This window comes from Domibacillus robiginosus, assembly GCF_000966195.1.
Taxonomy (GTDB): Bacteria; Bacillota; Bacilli; order Bacillales; family Domibacillaceae; genus Domibacillus; species Domibacillus robiginosus.
The window spans coordinates 382,897-399,771 of sequence record NZ_LAHL01000003.1 but is presented as its reverse complement, the minus strand read 5'-3'; the positions used below and the strand labels follow the sequence as shown (position 1 = coordinate 399,771).

General features: G+C 45.7%; 16 protein-coding genes, 1 pseudogene and 1 other annotated feature. Of the genes and pseudogenes, 7 read left to right on the top strand and 10 right to left on the bottom strand.

The annotated features are described in order from the left end of the window. The first annotated feature begins 205 nt into the window (after window positions 1-205). Window positions 206-655: a hypothetical protein gene (locus VP97_RS02670; RefSeq protein ID WP_050180113.1), complete on the top strand. Its 450-nt coding sequence runs from the start codon at window positions 206-208 to the stop codon at window positions 653-655. Between the two features lie 881 nt (window positions 656-1,536). Here VP97_RS02670 and VP97_RS02660 read toward each other — a convergent pair. Then, on the bottom strand, window positions 1,537-3,333 hold the full coding sequence (locus VP97_RS02660) for a solute:sodium symporter family transporter (protein ID WP_050180111.1): 1,797 nt from the start codon (window positions 3,331-3,333) through the stop codon (window positions 1,537-1,539). 207 nt (window positions 3,334-3,540) lie between these two features. On the opposite strand from VP97_RS02660, the gene VP97_RS02655 reads away from it, so the two are divergent. Continuing rightward, window positions 3,541-4,134: a DUF3885 domain-containing protein gene (locus VP97_RS02655; RefSeq protein ID WP_050180110.1), complete on the top strand. Its 594-nt coding sequence runs from the start codon at window positions 3,541-3,543 to the stop codon at window positions 4,132-4,134. Window positions 4,135-4,277: 143 nt separating this feature from the next. Further along, window positions 4,278-4,871, top strand: a complete 594-nt coding sequence (locus VP97_RS02650) for a VanZ family protein (RefSeq protein WP_245629813.1) — start codon at window positions 4,278-4,280, stop codon at window positions 4,869-4,871. Between the two features lie 54 nt (window positions 4,872-4,925). Here VP97_RS02650 and VP97_RS02645 read toward each other — a convergent pair whose 3' ends face one another. Both VP97_RS02645 and VP97_RS02640 read right to left on the bottom strand, forming a co-directional pair. After that, window positions 4,926-6,857: an S-layer homology domain-containing protein gene (locus VP97_RS02645; protein WP_050180109.1), complete on the bottom strand. Its 1,932-nt coding sequence runs from the start codon at window positions 6,855-6,857 to the stop codon at window positions 4,926-4,928. Between the two features lie 198 nt (window positions 6,858-7,055). Beyond that, a complete protein-coding gene (locus tag VP97_RS02640) occupies window positions 7,056-8,459 on the bottom strand; it encodes an N-acetylmuramoyl-L-alanine amidase (protein WP_245629812.1) in 1,404 nt (467 codons plus the stop codon). A gap of 239 nt (window positions 8,460-8,698) precedes the next feature. On the opposite strand from VP97_RS02640, the gene VP97_RS23120 reads away from it, so the two are divergent. Beyond that, on the top strand, window positions 8,699-8,872 hold the full coding sequence (locus VP97_RS23120) for a YjfB family protein (RefSeq protein ID WP_082220192.1): 174 nt from the start codon (window positions 8,699-8,701) through the stop codon (window positions 8,870-8,872). A 106-nt stretch (window positions 8,873-8,978) separates the two neighbouring features. Beyond that, window positions 8,979-9,431 (top strand): hypothetical protein, encoded by a 453-nt coding sequence (locus VP97_RS02635; protein WP_050180108.1) that lies wholly within the window; start codon window positions 8,979-8,981, stop codon window positions 9,429-9,431. Between the two features lie 197 nt (window positions 9,432-9,628). Here VP97_RS02635 and VP97_RS02630 read toward each other — a convergent pair whose 3' ends face one another. The 7 genes and pseudogenes from VP97_RS02630 to VP97_RS02600 form a co-directional block, all read right to left on the bottom strand. After that, window positions 9,629-10,648 carry an SMI1/KNR4 family protein gene (locus tag VP97_RS02630; protein ID WP_050180107.1) on the bottom strand — a complete coding sequence of 340 codons (1,020 nt, stop codon included), beginning with the start codon at window positions 10,646-10,648 and terminating at the stop codon, window positions 9,629-9,631. Between the two features lie 31 nt (window positions 10,649-10,679). Further along, window positions 10,680-11,201, bottom strand: coding sequence for a YfiT family bacillithiol transferase (locus VP97_RS02625; RefSeq protein ID WP_050180106.1), 522 nt, complete (start codon window positions 11,199-11,201; stop codon window positions 10,680-10,682). 28 nt (window positions 11,202-11,229) lie between these two features. After that, window positions 11,230-11,961: an alpha/beta fold hydrolase gene (locus VP97_RS02620; protein WP_082220191.1), complete on the bottom strand. Its 732-nt coding sequence runs from the start codon at window positions 11,959-11,961 to the stop codon at window positions 11,230-11,232. After that, window positions 11,948-12,547, bottom strand: coding sequence for a dienelactone hydrolase family protein (locus VP97_RS02615; RefSeq protein ID WP_050180105.1), 600 nt, complete (start codon window positions 12,545-12,547; stop codon window positions 11,948-11,950). The genes VP97_RS02620 and VP97_RS02615 overlap by 14 nt, the downstream gene beginning before the upstream one ends. Further along, window positions 12,544-12,829: pseudogene (locus VP97_RS02610) on the bottom strand (antibiotic biosynthesis monooxygenase family protein). Before VP97_RS02610 ends, VP97_RS02615 begins: the two are co-directional and overlap by 4 nt. Before the next feature lie 288 nt (window positions 12,830-13,117). Continuing rightward, window positions 13,118-13,309 (bottom strand): hypothetical protein, encoded by a 192-nt coding sequence (locus VP97_RS02605; protein WP_050180104.1) that lies wholly within the window; start codon window positions 13,307-13,309, stop codon window positions 13,118-13,120. Window positions 13,310-13,826: 517 nt separating this feature from the next. Further along, entirely contained in the window at window positions 13,827-14,189 is a 363-nt protein-coding gene (locus VP97_RS02600) for a DUF2538 family protein (RefSeq protein WP_050180103.1), read from the bottom strand. 210 nt (window positions 14,190-14,399) lie between these two features. Between VP97_RS02600 and VP97_RS02595 the strand changes: the two genes are divergently transcribed. Both VP97_RS02595 and VP97_RS02590 read left to right on the top strand, forming a co-directional pair. Continuing rightward, on the top strand, window positions 14,400-14,774 hold the full coding sequence (locus VP97_RS02595) for a YkvA family protein (protein WP_050180102.1): 375 nt from the start codon (window positions 14,400-14,402) through the stop codon (window positions 14,772-14,774). A 90-nt stretch (window positions 14,775-14,864) separates the two neighbouring features. After that, window positions 14,865-15,085 (top strand) — a binding site (T-box leader). Between the two features lie 53 nt (window positions 15,086-15,138). Further along, window positions 15,139-16,827 (top strand): 2-isopropylmalate synthase, encoded by a 1,689-nt coding sequence (locus VP97_RS02590; protein ID WP_050180101.1) that lies wholly within the window; start codon window positions 15,139-15,141, stop codon window positions 16,825-16,827. Window positions 16,828-16,875 lie beyond the last annotated feature (48 nt).

Here is a 16,875-nt window from a genome sequence, read left to right as displayed (position 1 = left end):
TGCCGTTCAAATTTCGTCTCGCCTTCCTATTTTCCGTAACGACATAACGGTATGCTTTCTCCTTTTGCCCACGCAGTGATGATTTTTTGAACAATATTTCGCTGTCGTTACAGGACCGTTTCAATTTATTTAAAAGGCTTAAAAATCTGATTAAGCAGTAAAAAACAAGGTACTGAAAAGATATAACATTCAAGGAGGGCTCATCATGAAACGTTTATTCTTTAAAGCAGCAGCGCCCGCTCTGGCAGCCGGACTTGTTTTTTCAGCGCAGGGTGGAGCCGCCAGCGCTTCTCTTTCCCCGGAAGCAAACACGCAATCCCTGCAAACCATTCAGCATCAAATCACGGTGATTGACCAAAAATTTGCAGATATTAACGCGGATCTTACCCGTGAAAAATCCATTTCTGAAGAAACACGCGTCCGCTCTCTCAGCCGTTTACATTCACTTCTTTATCAAACAAATACAGCCACAAGGAAAATCAATGATATAGCCGGACAGTCTGGCAACGTTACGGTTGAAACCGTTGATGCAGAAAATAAACTGAACACCGCAGCCGCCCAAATTATTGAGCTGCGCGATGCCCTATTCCTTCCAGAGCGGGACGACCCGATTCACACAACCGATGCGCCTGAAGGAGTTATGGATGACAACTAAACCACCTGAATAAAAGCCCTCTTCCCATGCAACAGGAAAAGGGCTGCTTTATGTTCACCTGGCGAGGGCTCGCCCTGCTTTATCCGCACACTCTTACCTTCTGCCATCCGCGTGTTTGTCCTGCCCCTTCATAAAAATAAGATCCAAAAAAGACAGGCTTAAGGAAATACCGAGAGTCGTAATGATTACACTAAGCCATTCAGCTTCTTTCCATCCGATTAAGCGCATCAAGAAATGAAAAGCTATGATAGAAAGAAAATATCCCGCCGCTTTGCCAATCCTTTTTCGAATTTCGCTTTCTTTCAGCCTGCGCATGCGAAAAAGAACCAGCACCGCAAAATAAAGCATAGATAGATAGAAACAAAAAAAACGACGTATCCGACAAGAAATGGAAAAGCCCACGCGCTGTCACTGTCAGTGTAAACGAGAAAAAGCGTAATACCAAGACCGGCTAACAAAAGTACATATATGACCGTATGGAGGCGGTTTATCGTCATATCCGCTTTGCTTCCCTCATTTCATGTTACATTTTTGATTCAATAAGATAAATGGCGGCCTGAAAACATTAATCGGCCGCTACGTCTTTTTCCAGCCTTTCTTCTTTCTTTTACGCCTTTTTTTCTAAATAAATAATAAAGAAGACGGCTGCTGCCGCGTTTTCATTCTGTTGAATTATGATATTGTCCAGCTACACCATCCTCAAAATCGACATGTTTCGTGACCGTTCTTAGCCGAAGCATAGAAGAAACGGCATTTGTGGGGCTCCGCTTTCCAAGGGGCAGGCTAAAAAAGAAACATGCCACCTACACTTTTTGAAAAAACGGATTTCCTCTTGACCTCTTTATTTTTCAACACTAAGAAAAGACGGCTTGTGCCGTCTTTTACTTCCGTATCTCTGCTGTGTTAAGCGGCCGTTCTTCAGCTGTCTGCTCGCTGTTTTGCCCTTCAATATAGCGTCCATATTTTTCGTTCCATTTTTTCACGGACCATATGGCAACAAAAGCGGTTAAAAGAGCCAGTCCTGCTAAAGCCGGCCAGAACGATGGCGAGACGATGCCCTTCTCATAAGCGAGGCCGATTGGGGAAAAGACAATATACAATTCAAACATAAGACCAATCAGAATAATAGCGGTTGCCAGTGCGTATTTCCACGGCTTCATCTCAATCTTTGGACGCGGCTTGTAGCTCCATGCTTCGCTTGCCGGTTTTATTTGACCAATGATAAGCATCATCGCGATTTCCACCGCAAATAAAATACCGTATACGTGAATGTAATGGATATCGAGCGGGAGGCCAAAAAGCTGGTTCGTTCCCCAGATCATCATGTAATATGCAATCACATGAAAAACAATGACTGTTTTAGCCGCAATCGGAGGTACACGCCGGGCAAAAATGCCAATCAGCACAATAGCGATAATAGGAATATTAAAAAATCCGGTAAAACGGCGAATCAGCTCCCATAAGCCATCCGGTGCATACATTAAAAGCGGCGATACACAAAAGCTGATGAGCGCAAGCACCGCTGTAAACCATTTGCTTAAGCTGAGCAGCCGGGCATCTGATAAATCCGGCTTCAGCGGCTGAATCACATCAAGAGCAAACATGGTTGCGGCTGAATTGATCAGCGCATTAAACGTACTGAAAACAGCACCGAGCAGCACGACTAAAAAAAGTCCCTGTAAATACCATGGCAGAATATTGGCTACAAGTGTCGGGTACGCCAGATCAATTGATTCTAACTTTCCCCCGTACAGGTGAAAAGCCATCACGCCGGGAAGCATCATAAAAACGGGAACGAGTAATTTAAAAAAGCCTGTGTACAGCACCCCTTTTTGCCCTTCTGCCAGGTTTCGGGCGCCGAGTGTGCGCTGAATCGCATACTGGTTCGTACCCCAGTAAAAAAGGTTGGCCCAGATCATACCGGTAAAAATCGTCGCAAACGGAACGGAATCCGTGCTTGATCCAAAAGCGTTTAACTTTTCCTGATTGGTGGTCGCCATCGTCCGGAAGCCTTCTGCCATACTGCCGCTGCCCAGCTGATGCAGCGCCAGCAAAGGAATAATCGCACAAACAACAAGCAGACCAACACCGATAAACGTGTCTGACACAGCAATTGCTTTCATTCCGCCAAAAATGGCAAAAACAGCTCCGATAATGCCGATCATCCATACCATCAGCCAAACTGATTCCGTATAGGAAATGCCCAGCAGGCTTTGTATATCAAACAGCTTCATCACACCTAATGCACCCGAGTATAAAGTCGACGGAATGGTGACCAGCACGTATCCAAACATAAATAAAATGACCGTCAGCCGGCGCACGCCTTCATCATACCGATTCAATAAAAATTGCGGCAGCGTGGTAAACGCTCCGCCTAAATAACGGGGCAGCAGCACAAGCGCCATGATCACAATGGCTAAAACGGCCGTGACCTCCCACGCCATGTTGCTCATATTCGTTCCATACGCCTGTCCATTCAATCCAACCATTTGTTCAGCAGACAAGTTTGTCAGGATCAGTGCGCCGGCAATAAAACCGCCGCCCATGCCCCGGCCGGCCAAAAAATAGCCTTCTGTTGTAGAATTGGCACCTTTTGTTTTTTTGTACGTCCAAATACCAAGAATCATCATAATCACTGCGCTCGACAATAGCGTAAACAAGATGTTTTGACTGTCCATCTTATCGCTCCTTTCCCCCATTGATCCTCTTTCCAAAAGAAGCGATCCATTATGTATCATTGTTACATAGAGAGCCCATGCTCTGTTAAGTATGACTTCCTCTTACCCCCGTTTTGTCCCTGTAAACCTCTTTTTCCTCCTTTTTTGATCCATTCTTTTTTCTTATTATATAATGCAGGAAACATACTAGGAACGGAGATGGAGAGAATGTTTGATAAAACGTACAGGGAACTGTTCGGGGGATTGCCGCTTGAGAAGCCGTTTTTTTATCACGCTCCGGCGGCGCTTCGCTTTGAGCTTGGAAAGCCTGGCTCGTTTGGAGCACCGAACTATATGAATCGAGTTTACGAGCGGTCATTTACATTATTTGAAGAGATCTTTCAGCCCCATGAGGAAATATGGATGGTGGTTTACAAGCATAGGTTAGGAAGCAGACACAAGCGCACATCCGTTTTCCGTACCTATGTACACAAGCCTGCCTGGTCTGTTATAGAAGGAGGGCTGTGGCGGGAAGAGGATGGGGCAAAAACGGACCGGCTGATCGGTAAAGGCCAGGTCCGTCATATGCGCTACCGCCACTTGATCCGCGCCCTTTCCCATGTAGATGTGGGTCTGAAACCAGCTGTGGCGGAGGAATGTTTTTTTATCCATCCCATCAAGCGGATCGTGTACCACTTATACGATGACCGTGGTCTTGATATCGCTGCAGCTTCTGCTCACTCGCTGCGCCCGTTATACAACAAATATAACGGGTGGCTGCTTGATTACGATCGTGAAGCGATGGACCGGCTGTTTCGTTAATGAAGCAGCTCATTGCGCAGCGACTCCGGCTTCTGGTTTATTCATCCTGAAGAAAATCGTTCTGCGCCGTGATACACTGGTTTAAAAGGAGGCACTAGCATGACAGATCGATTTAAAAAAAGACACAGGGAAAAGCCGGGACAGTGCAGGTGAAAACATCGTCTGGTTTTTCTATTTTGCTGTCCCAGGGACTATTTCTCGCTTTTCTTCCTATTTGGTTTATGCTTTTTTCGTATCTTCACCCGGTAGTAATTATTGTTGTATGGGCGACGCTGACGGCCCTTGTTTTCTTTCTCGTGTACAGCTTTCATCAGGAGACGATCAATGTACCGGCAAGTGTTTTAACATGGGCAATGGGCTTTTATACCGCCACACTGCTTGTTCTGCTGTTTTTCCGCCCCTCGAATCAATCGTATGGAGAAGTAAATGTGATACCGCTTCACACTATTCGCTTTTTTCTGAGTGGCGAAGCAGACGCATTTGTCGCTTTTTACAATATAGCCGCAAATGTCGTGCTGTTCATTCCCTACGGTGTATTCTGGCTGTTTGTGTCAGCGCCTTCCCCCCTGCAAAAAATAGTCATACCGCTTGCAGTCATTACTTGTATTGAAACCGTGCAGTTTATGACTCGCCGAGGAAGTTTAGATATCGATGATCTTCTTTTAAACACAATCGGCGTATGCCTTGGATATGTCCTTTATCCATTCGTTCAGCGCGTTCTGCGCGTGAGCCGTTAAATCGCTTCAAAAAAAATCCGGCATACCTTTGTCCAAGGCAGCCGGATTTTCAAATTATTTCTGTTGGTTTGCGACAGGAAGCTTGTTCACATAAGAGCTGTAAACGTACCCTGTCTGGGAGGGGTTGTCCGAGATGATCTCAGCCCACTCACCATCTCTCACAATCGTAACCGGCATGCCGCTTGCTTTGTATGTGTAGAGAATGCCTGCACTTGTGCTCGGTGCTGTACGCACATTTAAGCCGTTCGTATTGGTAAAACCAATTGTGTAGCGGCCAAAATCCTTTCCACCCATTTCCCGGTCAACGGTGTACATGTGGCCGGCAAACTTTGCGCCCCAGTGTGGATCAGACGCATACTTTACATTAATCCCAGTCGTTTTGTTTCCTGGTACCGCTCCATTAAACTTCCACTGACCCGGTGTGAAATACCCCATGCCCAAATAATCCTTCGCCAGAGCCGTTACACTGTCTTCGACGGTTTTGAATACTGACCCTCCGGCAGGATTGGAATCGGTCACTTTCAAGCCAAACAAGTTGTTTGTTTCCTGTGCAATCGGACTCATACCGTAGTCACCTTCATGAATGGCGAGATTAACAATCATAAGCGCATTTACGTTGAACAGGCTTTCTGCTTTTTTCGCCATCGTGCCAAGGCCAATCAGCTTGCTTTTTGTGGTCGCATTGGCATATTTAGAAGGATACAGCGCCTGCCGCTCGGCCAGGACTTTTACGATGTAGGCGTCCAGTTCGGCGGCCGTGTAATTCGTTTTTGTGCGGCCGGACAAGAACTGGAAGTATTGATACTCACGCCCCGCCTGCTGGCCTGCTTCATCGTAAAACGAAAAGCCATCCCAGCTGTAATACGTCCCGCCCGCCTGCATAAATGACGGTGCAGGTCCAGCTGTGTATGCGGCTGTTTTGTTTGTATCAATATTATAGATATGATGAACAAGCAAACCATTCGACACAGAGTAGTAACTGCGTCCGCTGGCGCCTTCATACGGTACAAGCCTGGCATCTTCCGGCTTCATATAATATTCACTTCCGCCAATATATACGTTTACATAGGAATCAGTTGACGTAATGTACTGTAATTCCGCCGGGATACCGCTGCTTGCGGCCGCATTGGCGGTAACATATGTTTTTTCATTTTTAAATTGCTCGTCCGCATACAGCCTTGCAATGGTGGCGTTGCTTTCCGGCTTGGCAAACACCATGCCTCCGTACTCTTTCATATACATAATTTTTCCGTTTTTAAGCAGCAGCTCAGCACCATTTTTGTTCATTGCCTGTCTGGCCATGTCAAATGATTCATACGAAACGGAAGAAGGCGTAATAGTGCCCGCCGCATCAATGTTCGCTGTCTCAAATGGTTTTACAGCCGGCTCCGGCAGATTTCCTTGAAGCATCCGGTAAATGAATGCAGCTGCCTGTCCGCGGCGTGCATTGTCAAGCGGACCAAACCGGCCATCTGTATAGCCGGAAATAATGCCTAAGCTGACGCTTTTACCGATTGCTGTGCGATACGCTGAGCTGAGATTATCCACATCGGGAAAAGGAGGCTTCACATATGCTGCATCTTTTCCTAAATACTTCAGTGCATTGCTGATCATCAAAGCCATGTCCTGCCTGGTAATCGTTGCTTTTGGCGAAAAGTTTCCGTCCGAACCACCGTTGATAATACCGGCCGCCGCTGCTGCATTAACATAAGGAGCGAGACTCGAGGAAGGGGATACGTCTTTGAATTTGGCTGGTCCTTCCGGCAGCTGCAGCGCGCGCGCTAAAAATGTTGCGAACTCCTCACGCGTGACACTGTTGTCCGGCTTGTACGAGCCGTCCTCGTATCCACTCATAATACCGGCGTCAATAATGGCGCTTAGCTCCCTGCCAAGCGAATCGCCGGCTGCCTGTACGTTGTTTTCAGACGGAGGCAAAAGTGGAAACAATAAACTGACTGCCAGCACACATGAACCTATTTTTTTCATTCTCTCTTAAAACTCCCCTCACTGATTATCTAGTATGTACGTCTGCGCGCCTTTATCCTGCTGAACTCTCAAATCATTCCTATTATACATCATAATGGAAAAAGAATCGTACTCCTATTCTTTTCTTCGGCTTTATTTTTCGCTTGTTTAGCAGCCTGAAAAAGAAAAAGGGAAAGCCGGCCGGCTTTCCCTAAAGCATTATTTCGCTAAATCATATAAAGAATCAACCTCGTAGCCTTTTGCATTGTAGTAGTCCAGGATACCATAGTAGATTGCTTTAGACATCGCTGTCTGCCAGTAATCCGATTTCAGCTTATCATTCTCTGCTTTGTTCGAGATAAAGCCGAGTTCTACTAATGCAGAAGGCACCGTATTATATTTTAAAACACCTAAATTGTCTCTTCTTACTAAACCGCGGTCTCTTAGGTTCCAGGCTTCAAGCATGCGTTTTTGCAGCTTTTCAGAAAGCAGCCTGCTGTCTGCCCCATTTGCCTTGTTCGTCGCGCTGTAATAAAGTGTTTCCGTTCCATTCGCACTTGGATTAGTGGATGCATTCGCGTGAATGCTGACAAAGACGTTTCCGTTGTTTTGGCTCGCAAACTTCGCCCGGTTGTTGATTGTAATAAATGTATCGGTTGAACGAGTCATTTTTACATTAAACGGGGTTTTTTTCAGCAATTCATTTACCTTTAATCCTGTTTCCAGCACTACATCTTTTTCTTTCAGTCCGAACCCAACTGCTCCTGAATCATGCCCGCCGTGTCCTGGATCCAAAATGATGGTTTGATTCGGCAGACGCGGATCGCTTGTCGCGCTTTTGATCTCTGTATCGCGCAGATAAAAAGCGTTCACAAATCCAACCACTTCTCCTGACTGGATGTACATCCAGTCACCTACTTTGTGTGCAGCTGCAACGCGTGCATCTTCGTTCAGCTTTCCTTTTGACTCATAAGAAGTTGACGGGCCTGAGCGAACATTCAAATCGCCGACATTTGCCCACATCGTTGTTTTAAATTCATTTGTTTCAACTAAACGAAATTCCGGATTGATGGCACGTGCAAGGAAAACAGCAAAATCCGCCCGCTTTAACAGCTGATCCGCACCAAATGTACCATCCTCCACTCCCTGAGCAATGCCCCGCGACGTTAATGCTTTGGCCGCACCTGACAATGTACCGCCGAACGAATAATCAAATGCTTTCGCCATCATAACAGCCATTTCACCGCGCGTCACTGGTTTGTCCGGCAAAAAGCGGCCGCCGTCATATCCAGAGAAAATCTCTTTGTCTACCGCTGACTGTATGTACCCGGACGAAAAGTTTCCTGAACCGACATCGACAAAATTCGTAGCCCGTTTTGTTCCATCAAGCTGCAAAGCCCGTCCGATAAACGCTGCTGCCTCTGCTCGCGTAACTGTTTTGTCCGCACCAAATACAGTGGCGGATGACCCGTTCGCGATTTTTCCTTCGGCTAAATAGTTCACTTCTTTTGCTGCCCGGCCCGGTACATCGACAAAGCCTGCTGCTTGAGCAGGAAGCCCAAAACCAGCCATCGATAGAATAAGAGCCAGTACCAAGCCAAGAATCATTGCTTGCTTTTTCAAACCTTTTCCTCCAGTTCTCTTTTGTTACAAATTCCATCTCTCCTGGTTATTTTTACATGTTAATCGTCATTTTTCTATAATTTAACTTTAATTGTAATCTAATTGTTACTTTTGATATCTAATAGACATTATGTCAATAATTCTATTAAATTACCTGTTTACTGGTGGATTGGCGCTGTTTCCGCTGTTTTCCTATACTTTTTAACTAGGCAGCCGATAATAAAAAGGGAGGTGATACGATGGATATCGCTGCTTTATCAGTTGGCATGAGCCAGGCTTCCCTCAGCCAAAGCGTCAGCCTTGCGCTGACGAAAAAAACGATGGATACCGCACAGCAAAATGCCAGTCAAATGGTGCAGATGCTGCCGGCGCCACACCCGACGCTTGGACAATCAGTTGATGTAAAAGGGTAAAGGAAAAAGGGCTTTCTTTTTTGAGGCAGCCCTTTTTCTTTTATTCTTTTTTTCTAATGCGGCGGTTTTGATACAATGATAAAAACGAAGGAGTGTGAGGGGAAAAATGACAGACTACCGCCAGCAATGGCTTGATGGTATTGCCGCACAGCCAAAGTATGATGTGTTTGTAGCGTTTCAGCCGAAGGATCAGGCAGTAGCAGAGGAGCTTTTCCGTGTGTTCGATCAATACGGCATCACCTATTCCATGCCGGCTGATGAAGAAAGGGCAAAAAGGGAATGCTTAAGAACACTGCGGCCCACGCCCGTAAGAGACAGTTATTTTTTTCTATTCATCGATGAACCGGGCGCTCTTGAAGAAAGCGCGATCCAGGATTTGCTGTACCAGGCGGCTCTGCTAAACAAAAAGCCGATAATCCTGAAAAGGAATACCGGCTCCCCCGCGCCAGGTTTTATCTGGGATGAGGAAACGAAGCAAAAGACCTTCGAAGACACTGCCCGATTTATACAGCAGCATGAACGGGAAAAAGACTGGATTTACGGAAAAAGAAGAGCCTGAAGCAGCGGATAGCTCCGCTGCTTGAGAGTGTAGACAAAGTTAGAAAGCAGGCTGATTGAAAACGTTTGGCTTTCAAGGAACGCAGCCGGCTGGGAAGCGGAGTGACCTTTTAATGGTCATGAGCATTCACAGCCGGCAAGTGACGCCGAAAGTGAGCGTTTGTCAACAGCCTGAAGCAGCGGATAAATCCGCTGCTTTTATTTTCTCCTTATATAGAAAGATAAAGGGTTTTCTCCTTCAAAGTCTTCTCCATTATCAATGATACCGAGCTCTTTGACGAAGTAATATAAAATGGTCACATATTCTTTTAAGCTTGAGGCAAGGACAACCCGCTCGCTGTATTCATGATCCACTTCGACGATTTGCCCGTACTGCCCTTCTGCATCCGGATCAAGGTCAATCGCGATAAAGTTTCCGCCGCCATCATGGTGAATCGGAATTTTGCTTGAAAGCATTTCATTGTTTTTAACATATCCTGCTGGAATCGACTCGATCGGATATTGGCTTTTCACACTGCGTCCGGCGTGCTCTACTTCATTAAGGATTTCACTCAGGTTCATGAGCAGATTTCCACCGATATGCGCGTATGCATATCCTTCTTCATCAATTTGATCGAGCCAGGCATCGGTATCATTTCCATCACAAAGTGTGTAGAGGGTGACAAAATCCCCGATTGGTTCTGACCCGTACACTTCAAAAGCCGCTAACACTTGTTTTTTCTCTCTTCCCGGCAGCAGCGGTATACACAGCCGGCCGAATTTTTCGTTTAAAAATGCATCATACTCCGCCCACAAATGAGCGAATGATACATTTTCGTAGCGCTCAATAAACGCCTTCATTCCCGGGACAGAATGATACACACCATATGAATGCGGATATTGCCCCGCTTCTGTTTCTGGCATCAATTGATTTGCTTCGTTCATTCGTGGAAACGGCTCGGTCTTGCGCCACACACACGTAAATATTTCTCCATCCACATCCAAATCGGCGGTCGCATATTTCAGCACATAATCGCCGAACTGATATTCCATCAGCTTGTAACGCTGCGGCTCCCCGGTGATGGGATGAATAAGGTCTACTTCACTTGCCCCGCGAAGCAATGTCTGCAAGCCAAGAAATGGATTTGGTACATCCGACGGCACATTAAAGCCGTTTCGGTCTTCAAACAGGTTATTCTTGTCGTTAAAATAAATTCTTTGCCATCCATTTTGGTACATGAAGAAAGCCTCCTTGCTATTACTCTATTTTTTACACCCAGTCCCTTTTCTCGCACAGTGAAGTAATATGTGCCAGATGATGACGGCCGTGCCAGGCATATATACCAATGTTTTCGCCGACAGTTACCTGGCCGGAATCAGGATGAATAAAGCTTTTTTCCAGGTCACTGTCTGGCAGTCCGTTTAAAAGAGCCGTCCATCTTGCATGGAGCGCTTCAAGCAGGGAAAGAGACACGTCAACAGGCAGACAGCTGTCCGGAAGCCGCGCCCATGCTGCTTCGTCATACGGCTTAATAACCGGCATGGTTTCTGTTAATGCGAGCTTAAAGCGAATGAACGCATTCATATGGCTGTCTGCAAGATGATGGACAACCTGCCGAACCGTCCAGCCGCCGTCTCGATACGGGGTATCAAGCTGCTCGTCTGTTAGGTCCTCCACTGTTTGACGCAGCAGCGCAGGAAAAGCCTGTATATCCCTTTTCCAGCTCTCTATCGTATCGACTGTTACGTGTTCCGGACGCATAAATGGCCCAATCGGAAATTGTTCATTCATTTCTTTCAGCCTCCTCTTTATAAATAGATCACTCTTTTATAGACAGCCATTGCGCCAGCATTTGGTTAAACTGTTCGGGCTGGGCCAGCGAAAAGCCGTGTCCCATATTCGGGATCATATAGCCTCTGGCATTGGAATGCGTTTGGACGAGCGCCTGCATCGATTGCTTCATCACGTTTTTTTCTTTTGCACCTACCGTTACAAATATATTGGCTCTTGCCTGGCCGAACGAGGACGGGATTGAAAAGGATAGATTTTCTTTTATCATTGCGAGAAAAACAGATGCCGGCAGCTGGCAGCTTTCTTTGTAATACCTGTCAAAATAATCTGCGTTAATATACATTGATCTGGCCTGCAGACGGGCAAATGCTTTTACTTGAATGAGCGGCAGTGAGTACTTTACCATCGTTTGAGTCAGATTAGAAAAGGGGAGGGGCTTGACGAGCGCACTGTTAATCATAGCCCTATCCACTAAATCTGGCTTTTGCCCGAGCAGCGCCACCGCCACTTGAGCACCAAGGGAAAAGCCAATTACAATAATACGTTTGCCCGCACCCTTTTCTTCTATCAGCTTACTGACTTCATCTGCGGCGCCGGATATGGAAAAGGGCTTGTCATTTTCCAGCAGCTCGGGCACAAAACAGTGATAATCATTAAAATAATCGACCTGCCTGTCCCACATCCAGCCGCCGATTCCGCCGCCGTGTAAAAAAACAAGTATGGGTGCTCTTCTATTCCCATGCTCCTTATAGCGCATCATCCGTTTCCCTTCTTTTACGAATAAAAGCAAATACTTCGCTGAATGCTCGTTCTGCTGTCTCCTGGTTATAGTTCGATGAAAAAGGATCACTGAATCCGTGGGCCGCTTTGTATTGAACTGTTTGGACCAACGGGTGATCAAGTGCTTTTATAACCTCACTCACCTTAAAAGCCGGTTCGCTCTCCGGGAAAAATAATAAAACCGGACAGGCCGGCGTAACAAACAAGTAATCACGGATACGGGATCCGTAAAAACCGATCACACCTGTAACCCCTTTTTCCCCGCTGCATATCCAGGCAACGGCAGCTCCTGCACTAAACCCAACCAAAAACACTTTTTTATACTGCTGCCTGCATTCGGCAATGAGTGCTTTTACCTGCCCAGCTGCTTTTTCGAAGCCAACCTGCTCCTTAAAAAAGGTATAGGCCTCATTCTCCTGCCCATATGTAAAGTGCGTGCTGTTTCCGAGTAAATCTGGACAATATACGTCGAGCTGACATGCCAAAAGTGTCCGGCATACCCCTTTTATATGCAAGTTCACTCCCCATATTTCATGCAAAACAATCACCACAGCATCCTGTTTCATCCGTCTGTTTTTCCTGTCTTTATGCTCACCCGCTCAAAATGCTCGACGACCGGGAATGGATCGTAAAAACGATAAGATTCTTTAAATCCGACTATATGATCCTCCAGCCGCTCCCACTGGACTAAAAGCAAATATTTCCCCTTCTCTTCCATGCAGCGCTGCCATTCATGCTCTATACACCTCTTCATGGAGGCAATGATCGATGACGCCTCTCGAAAGGCATTCTCATATTCTTCTTCCATTCCTGGCCGTACCTTGCAGCATAACGGCTTCCAATATCATCTTACCTCTCCTTTTGCTCTGTTTTTTAAAACTTTACTAAAAAAAGCAAAAATTAGCAAAATGACTTGATATGGACCCATTTTTTAAAACTCTAGGAAAATTGTTGTCTTCATTAGAAATCGAATCTCCTTTTTTCAATCCAAAGTCTGCTTTTGGAATTGAAGAGAAACAGATGTTTTTTATGACGTTTTCGTCTGCTAACTAGATTTTTCAGGTTGTATGGGCCTTTAACCATAAAAAAGAACATCCGAACGGGTTCGGATGTTCTTTTTTGAGTGATTCACTGTGTTAAAACAAGCTACTAAACAAAATATATTGATCTCTTAATTTTTCTTCATCAGATTTGTCAGCTGTATCTCTCGTAATATCTCGTTCACGGGCTAGAATATAGACTCCGTCGTCTTCTGCGGCCATTTTTGTTAAAATATGCATGGACTGAAGGTCTGCTGCACCAGGATCAAATTCATGTAACGAAGTCATTTTCATTTCCTCCTTATTAGTTCAGTTTTATTTATCATGTTACCTACTGAAAGAATGAAAGAAACTCGACATTTTCCCGAAATCTACTTTTGCACCAGACTTGTTTGAGCCGCATACAGTAACAGCTGTTCTCGCCATCCTGCTTATCCACACACTTATTGTGTGGTTTTCTTTTTATACCCTGATAGATTTACAGTTAAACCTTTTTTTATTATTTTTTTATAAAACGTCCTCCGCTGTCCTGCAGTGTCATCCTAATCTATCGAGAAAAGGGAGGAAGGATGTCCTGCTTTGTGAGACGGCATATCTTTTGCTGTTATAAGAGGGTTTACGAGGGACAGGCCGTCACTGCCTCTTTTCGTTACATCTGATAGATTAATCTGCAAATGCCGCTTTGCTGGATTAAAACGGCTGTTTCTTTACCTGATCCTTCGCTATGTCCTGCTGTACATCTATCCATCATTTCCCCCTCTTAACTCCTTTTTCTTATCACATTGTTCCTTTGTCAAAGCGGCTTTTATACCGCCCTTCCCATCCGAACATCCATCGCCGTTTTAACGACATCATGGTGGTGGCTCTGCAGGCTCTCTAAACATTGCAGCAAATGAAAAGGGCCTGATCCATTCCAAAGATGAAGAGCGAGCCGCCCGAGTTCAACCGCGCTGGCACTCAGATTATAGCTAGAGTCGTCCTCTTCCCACTGAAGGATCCAGTCAACCGGTGTTTCATGTGTATCGAGCTCAGAAACAATATGCTCAAATATCATCGGCACCGCAAGCACATAGCAGGCAGCTGCATATTCAAAATCATATTGAGCAAACTCCCATTGAATTTTTGTTAATTTAAAATTGACAGCGTGATCATCATTCACAAAATACATGTGAACCGCTCCTTTTTCACTTTACTTTTGCTTATTCAACATCTTTCCAATATACCCACGCTTTTTCATATTCATTCCCATCAGCAAAGTGACACCCGCTTTCATTTTCTGCACCTGTTCAAAAGCAGAAAGCGAAATGACAAGATTCCTCCAAAAGAACTGAACGTCTTTTTTTCATGGTATGATGAAAAAAACAAAAGGAGATACAGGATGAAACGTTTAAAAGAGTGGGCAAGGCAGTTAAAACGCCATTTATTCGTCCTTTATTTTGCCTGCCGTGACCCGCGGGTGCCCTGGTATGCAAAAGCCTTTACTGCCTGCGTCGTCGCTTACGCCTTCAGCCCTATTGACCTGATTCCCGATTTTATACCGGTGCTCGGCTTTGTGGATGACATTCTGCTCGTTCCGCTCGGTATTTTTCTTTCCTTAAAAATGATTCCACTACAGGTCAGGGCTGATTGCGAAGTGCGAGCACAGGAGCTGATGAAAAAGGGAAAACCGAAAAACTGGAAAGCCGGTATTGTTGTGCTGCTTGTTTGGACAGCTGTTTTTTTATGGCTTGCCATGTGGCTCTGGCAGCGGTAAATAAACTGTTTTCGTGAAATTTTCGTACAATTTCTTCAATTCGCATTGACAAAAGCGCCAATCGATAATACGATGGAAAAAATGAAACGATAAAACGCTTCGACTGGGAGCATTAAGGAATTGTGATTGTCAAGAGAGCTGCCGCTTTGGTGAAAGGCAGTCAATCGCTTCCCCAACTCGCCCATGAGCGGCAAAGCTGAAACAAAGTAAGCTTTGACGGACGCCCCGTAATCAGCCTTTAAGCGGGTTTATGTAGATGCATAAGCCAACAAGAGTGGTACCACGGAAGGTTAACGCCTGTCGTCTCTTTACAGAGATGGCGGGCGTTTTTTATTGAGTTCGATATATGAAAGGATGACAACCGATGAAAAATGTAAACAAATATACGCGCAATTACTTTATGCCGCCGGCAACAAGCTTGAAATGGACGCAAAAAGAATATATTACCGAAGCGCCGACCTGGTGCAGCGTTGATTTACGTGATGGCAACCAGGCTTTGATTATCCCGATGAATCTTCAGGAAAAGTTGGAGTATTTTCAGGTGCTTGTTGATGTCGGCTTTAAAGAAATCGAAGTAGGCTTCCCGGCTGCATCAGAAACCGAGTACACATTTCTTCGTACATTGATTGAACAAGATTTGATTCCAGATGACGTAACGATTCAAGTATTAACACAGTCACGTGAGCATATTATCCAGAAAACTTTCGAATCGCTTCGCGGCGCAAAAAGCGCGGTTGTTCACTTGTATAATTCTACGTCACTCGCGCAGCGCGAGCAGGTATTTAAACGCTCGAAGGAAGAAGTCAAGGAAATTGCTGTCAGCGGTGCAAAGCTATTAAAAAAATATGCAGCGGAAGTCGAAGGTAACTTTAAGTTCCAGTACTCGCCGGAAAGCTTTACAGGTACAGAAATTGAATACGCACTTGATGTGTGCAACAGCGTCCTTGATGTATGGGAGCCAACGGCCGATAACAAGGTTATTATTAACCTGCCGGCAACCGTATCCATGTCGATGCCGCACGTATACGCGAGCCAGATTGAATTTATGAGCGAAAATATGAAGTATCGGGAAAACGTCATTCTCTCCCTTCACCCGCACAACGATCGCGGCACCGGCGTAGCAGATGCAGAGCTTGGTGTGCTGGCTGGTGCAGATCGCGTAGAAGGTACGCTGTTTGGAAACGGCGAACGGACTGGAAACGTCGATATCGTTACACTGGCGCTGAATATGTACACACATGGCGTGGATCCAAAGTTAAACCTGGATAACCTGCCAGCCATTCAGGAAGTATATGAGCGCGTTACCCGTATGACCGTGCCAGATCGCCAGCCGTATGCCGGCAAGCTCGTTTTTACCGCTTTCTCCGGTTCCCACCAGGACGCGATTGCTAAAGGAATGAAATGGCGCGAGCAGCAAGAGCGCGAGCATTGGACCGTTCCTTACTTGCCGGTTGATCCGGAAGATATCGGCCGCGAATATGAAGGTGAAGTGATCCGAATCAACAGTCAGTCCGGCAAAGGCGGCATTGGCTACCTGCTTGAACAGGCGTATGGCTTCGAGCTTCCGCCGAAAATGCGTGAAGCGCTTGGATATAAAGTGAAAGATGTGTCTGACCGCAATCAAAAAGAGTTGATGACAAATGAAATTCATGACATCTTTATGAAGGAGTTTGTCAATGTCAGCGCACCGGCCGAGCTTGTCGACTATACGTTTGAAGGAAAAGACACGATCAACATCACGATTGACGTGAATGTGAACAGCCAGTCAAACAAGTGGCATGGCAGCGGAAACGGCCGCTTAGATGCGGTGAATAACGCGATTCAAAAAGAGCTTGGTATTTCTTACAAAGACTTAACGTACAAAGAACATGCACAGGAAATTGGCTCGCAGGCCAATGCCGTTTCCTATGTCAGCATCACATCTGACAACGGCACTGTTTATTGGGGCTGCGGCATCGATCCGGACATTATGAACTCTTCTGTTAAAGCGCTCTTCAGTGCTGTAAACAACTTGCTAAAAGTGGAGCAGGAACGCTTCGCGGCAGCAAAATAAGCAAGTCATAAAACCCGCTCCTAACTGGGAGCGGGTTTTTAGGGCTGG

What these genes read in the sequence shown, in the direction of transcription:
- VP97_RS02620 (WP_082220191.1), bottom strand. Translation starts at nt 11,961, where the DNA reads ATGATGCGCTATAAGGAGCATGGGAATAGAAGAGCACCCATACTTGTT.
- VP97_RS02595 (WP_050180102.1), top strand. Translation starts at nt 14,400, where the DNA reads ATGAAACGTTTAAAAGAGTGGGCAAGGCAGTTAAAACGCCATTTATTC.
- VP97_RS02590 (WP_050180101.1), top strand. Translation starts at nt 15,139, where the DNA reads ATGAAAAATGTAAACAAATATACGCGCAATTACTTTATGCCGCCGGCA.
- VP97_RS02625 (WP_050180106.1), bottom strand. Translation starts at nt 11,201, where the DNA reads ATGAATGAACAATTTCCGATTGGGCCATTTATGCGTCCGGAACACGTA.
- VP97_RS02635 (WP_050180108.1), top strand. Translation starts at nt 8,979, where the DNA reads ATGACAGACTACCGCCAGCAATGGCTTGATGGTATTGCCGCACAGCCA.
- VP97_RS02600 (WP_050180103.1), bottom strand. Translation starts at nt 14,189, where the DNA reads ATGTATTTTGTGAATGATGATCACGCTGTCAATTTTAAATTAACAAAA.
- VP97_RS23120 (WP_082220192.1), top strand. Translation starts at nt 8,699, where the DNA reads ATGGATATCGCTGCTTTATCAGTTGGCATGAGCCAGGCTTCCCTCAGC.
- VP97_RS02645 (WP_050180109.1), bottom strand. Translation starts at nt 6,857, where the DNA reads ATGAAAAAAATAGGTTCATGTGTGCTGGCAGTCAGTTTATTGTTTCCA.
- VP97_RS02670 (WP_050180113.1), top strand. Translation starts at nt 206, where the DNA reads ATGAAACGTTTATTCTTTAAAGCAGCAGCGCCCGCTCTGGCAGCCGGA.
- VP97_RS02615 (WP_050180105.1), bottom strand. Translation starts at nt 12,547, where the DNA reads ATGAAACAGGATGCTGTGGTGATTGTTTTGCATGAAATATGGGGAGTG.
- VP97_RS02660 (WP_050180111.1), bottom strand. Translation starts at nt 3,333, where the DNA reads ATGGACAGTCAAAACATCTTGTTTACGCTATTGTCGAGCGCAGTGATT.
- VP97_RS02655 (WP_050180110.1), top strand. Translation starts at nt 3,541, where the DNA reads ATGTTTGATAAAACGTACAGGGAACTGTTCGGGGGATTGCCGCTTGAG.
- VP97_RS02605 (WP_050180104.1), bottom strand. Translation starts at nt 13,309, where the DNA reads ATGACTTCGTTACATGAATTTGATCCTGGTGCAGCAGACCTTCAGTCC.
- VP97_RS02630 (WP_050180107.1), bottom strand. Translation starts at nt 10,648, where the DNA reads ATGTACCAAAATGGATGGCAAAGAATTTATTTTAACGACAAGAATAAC.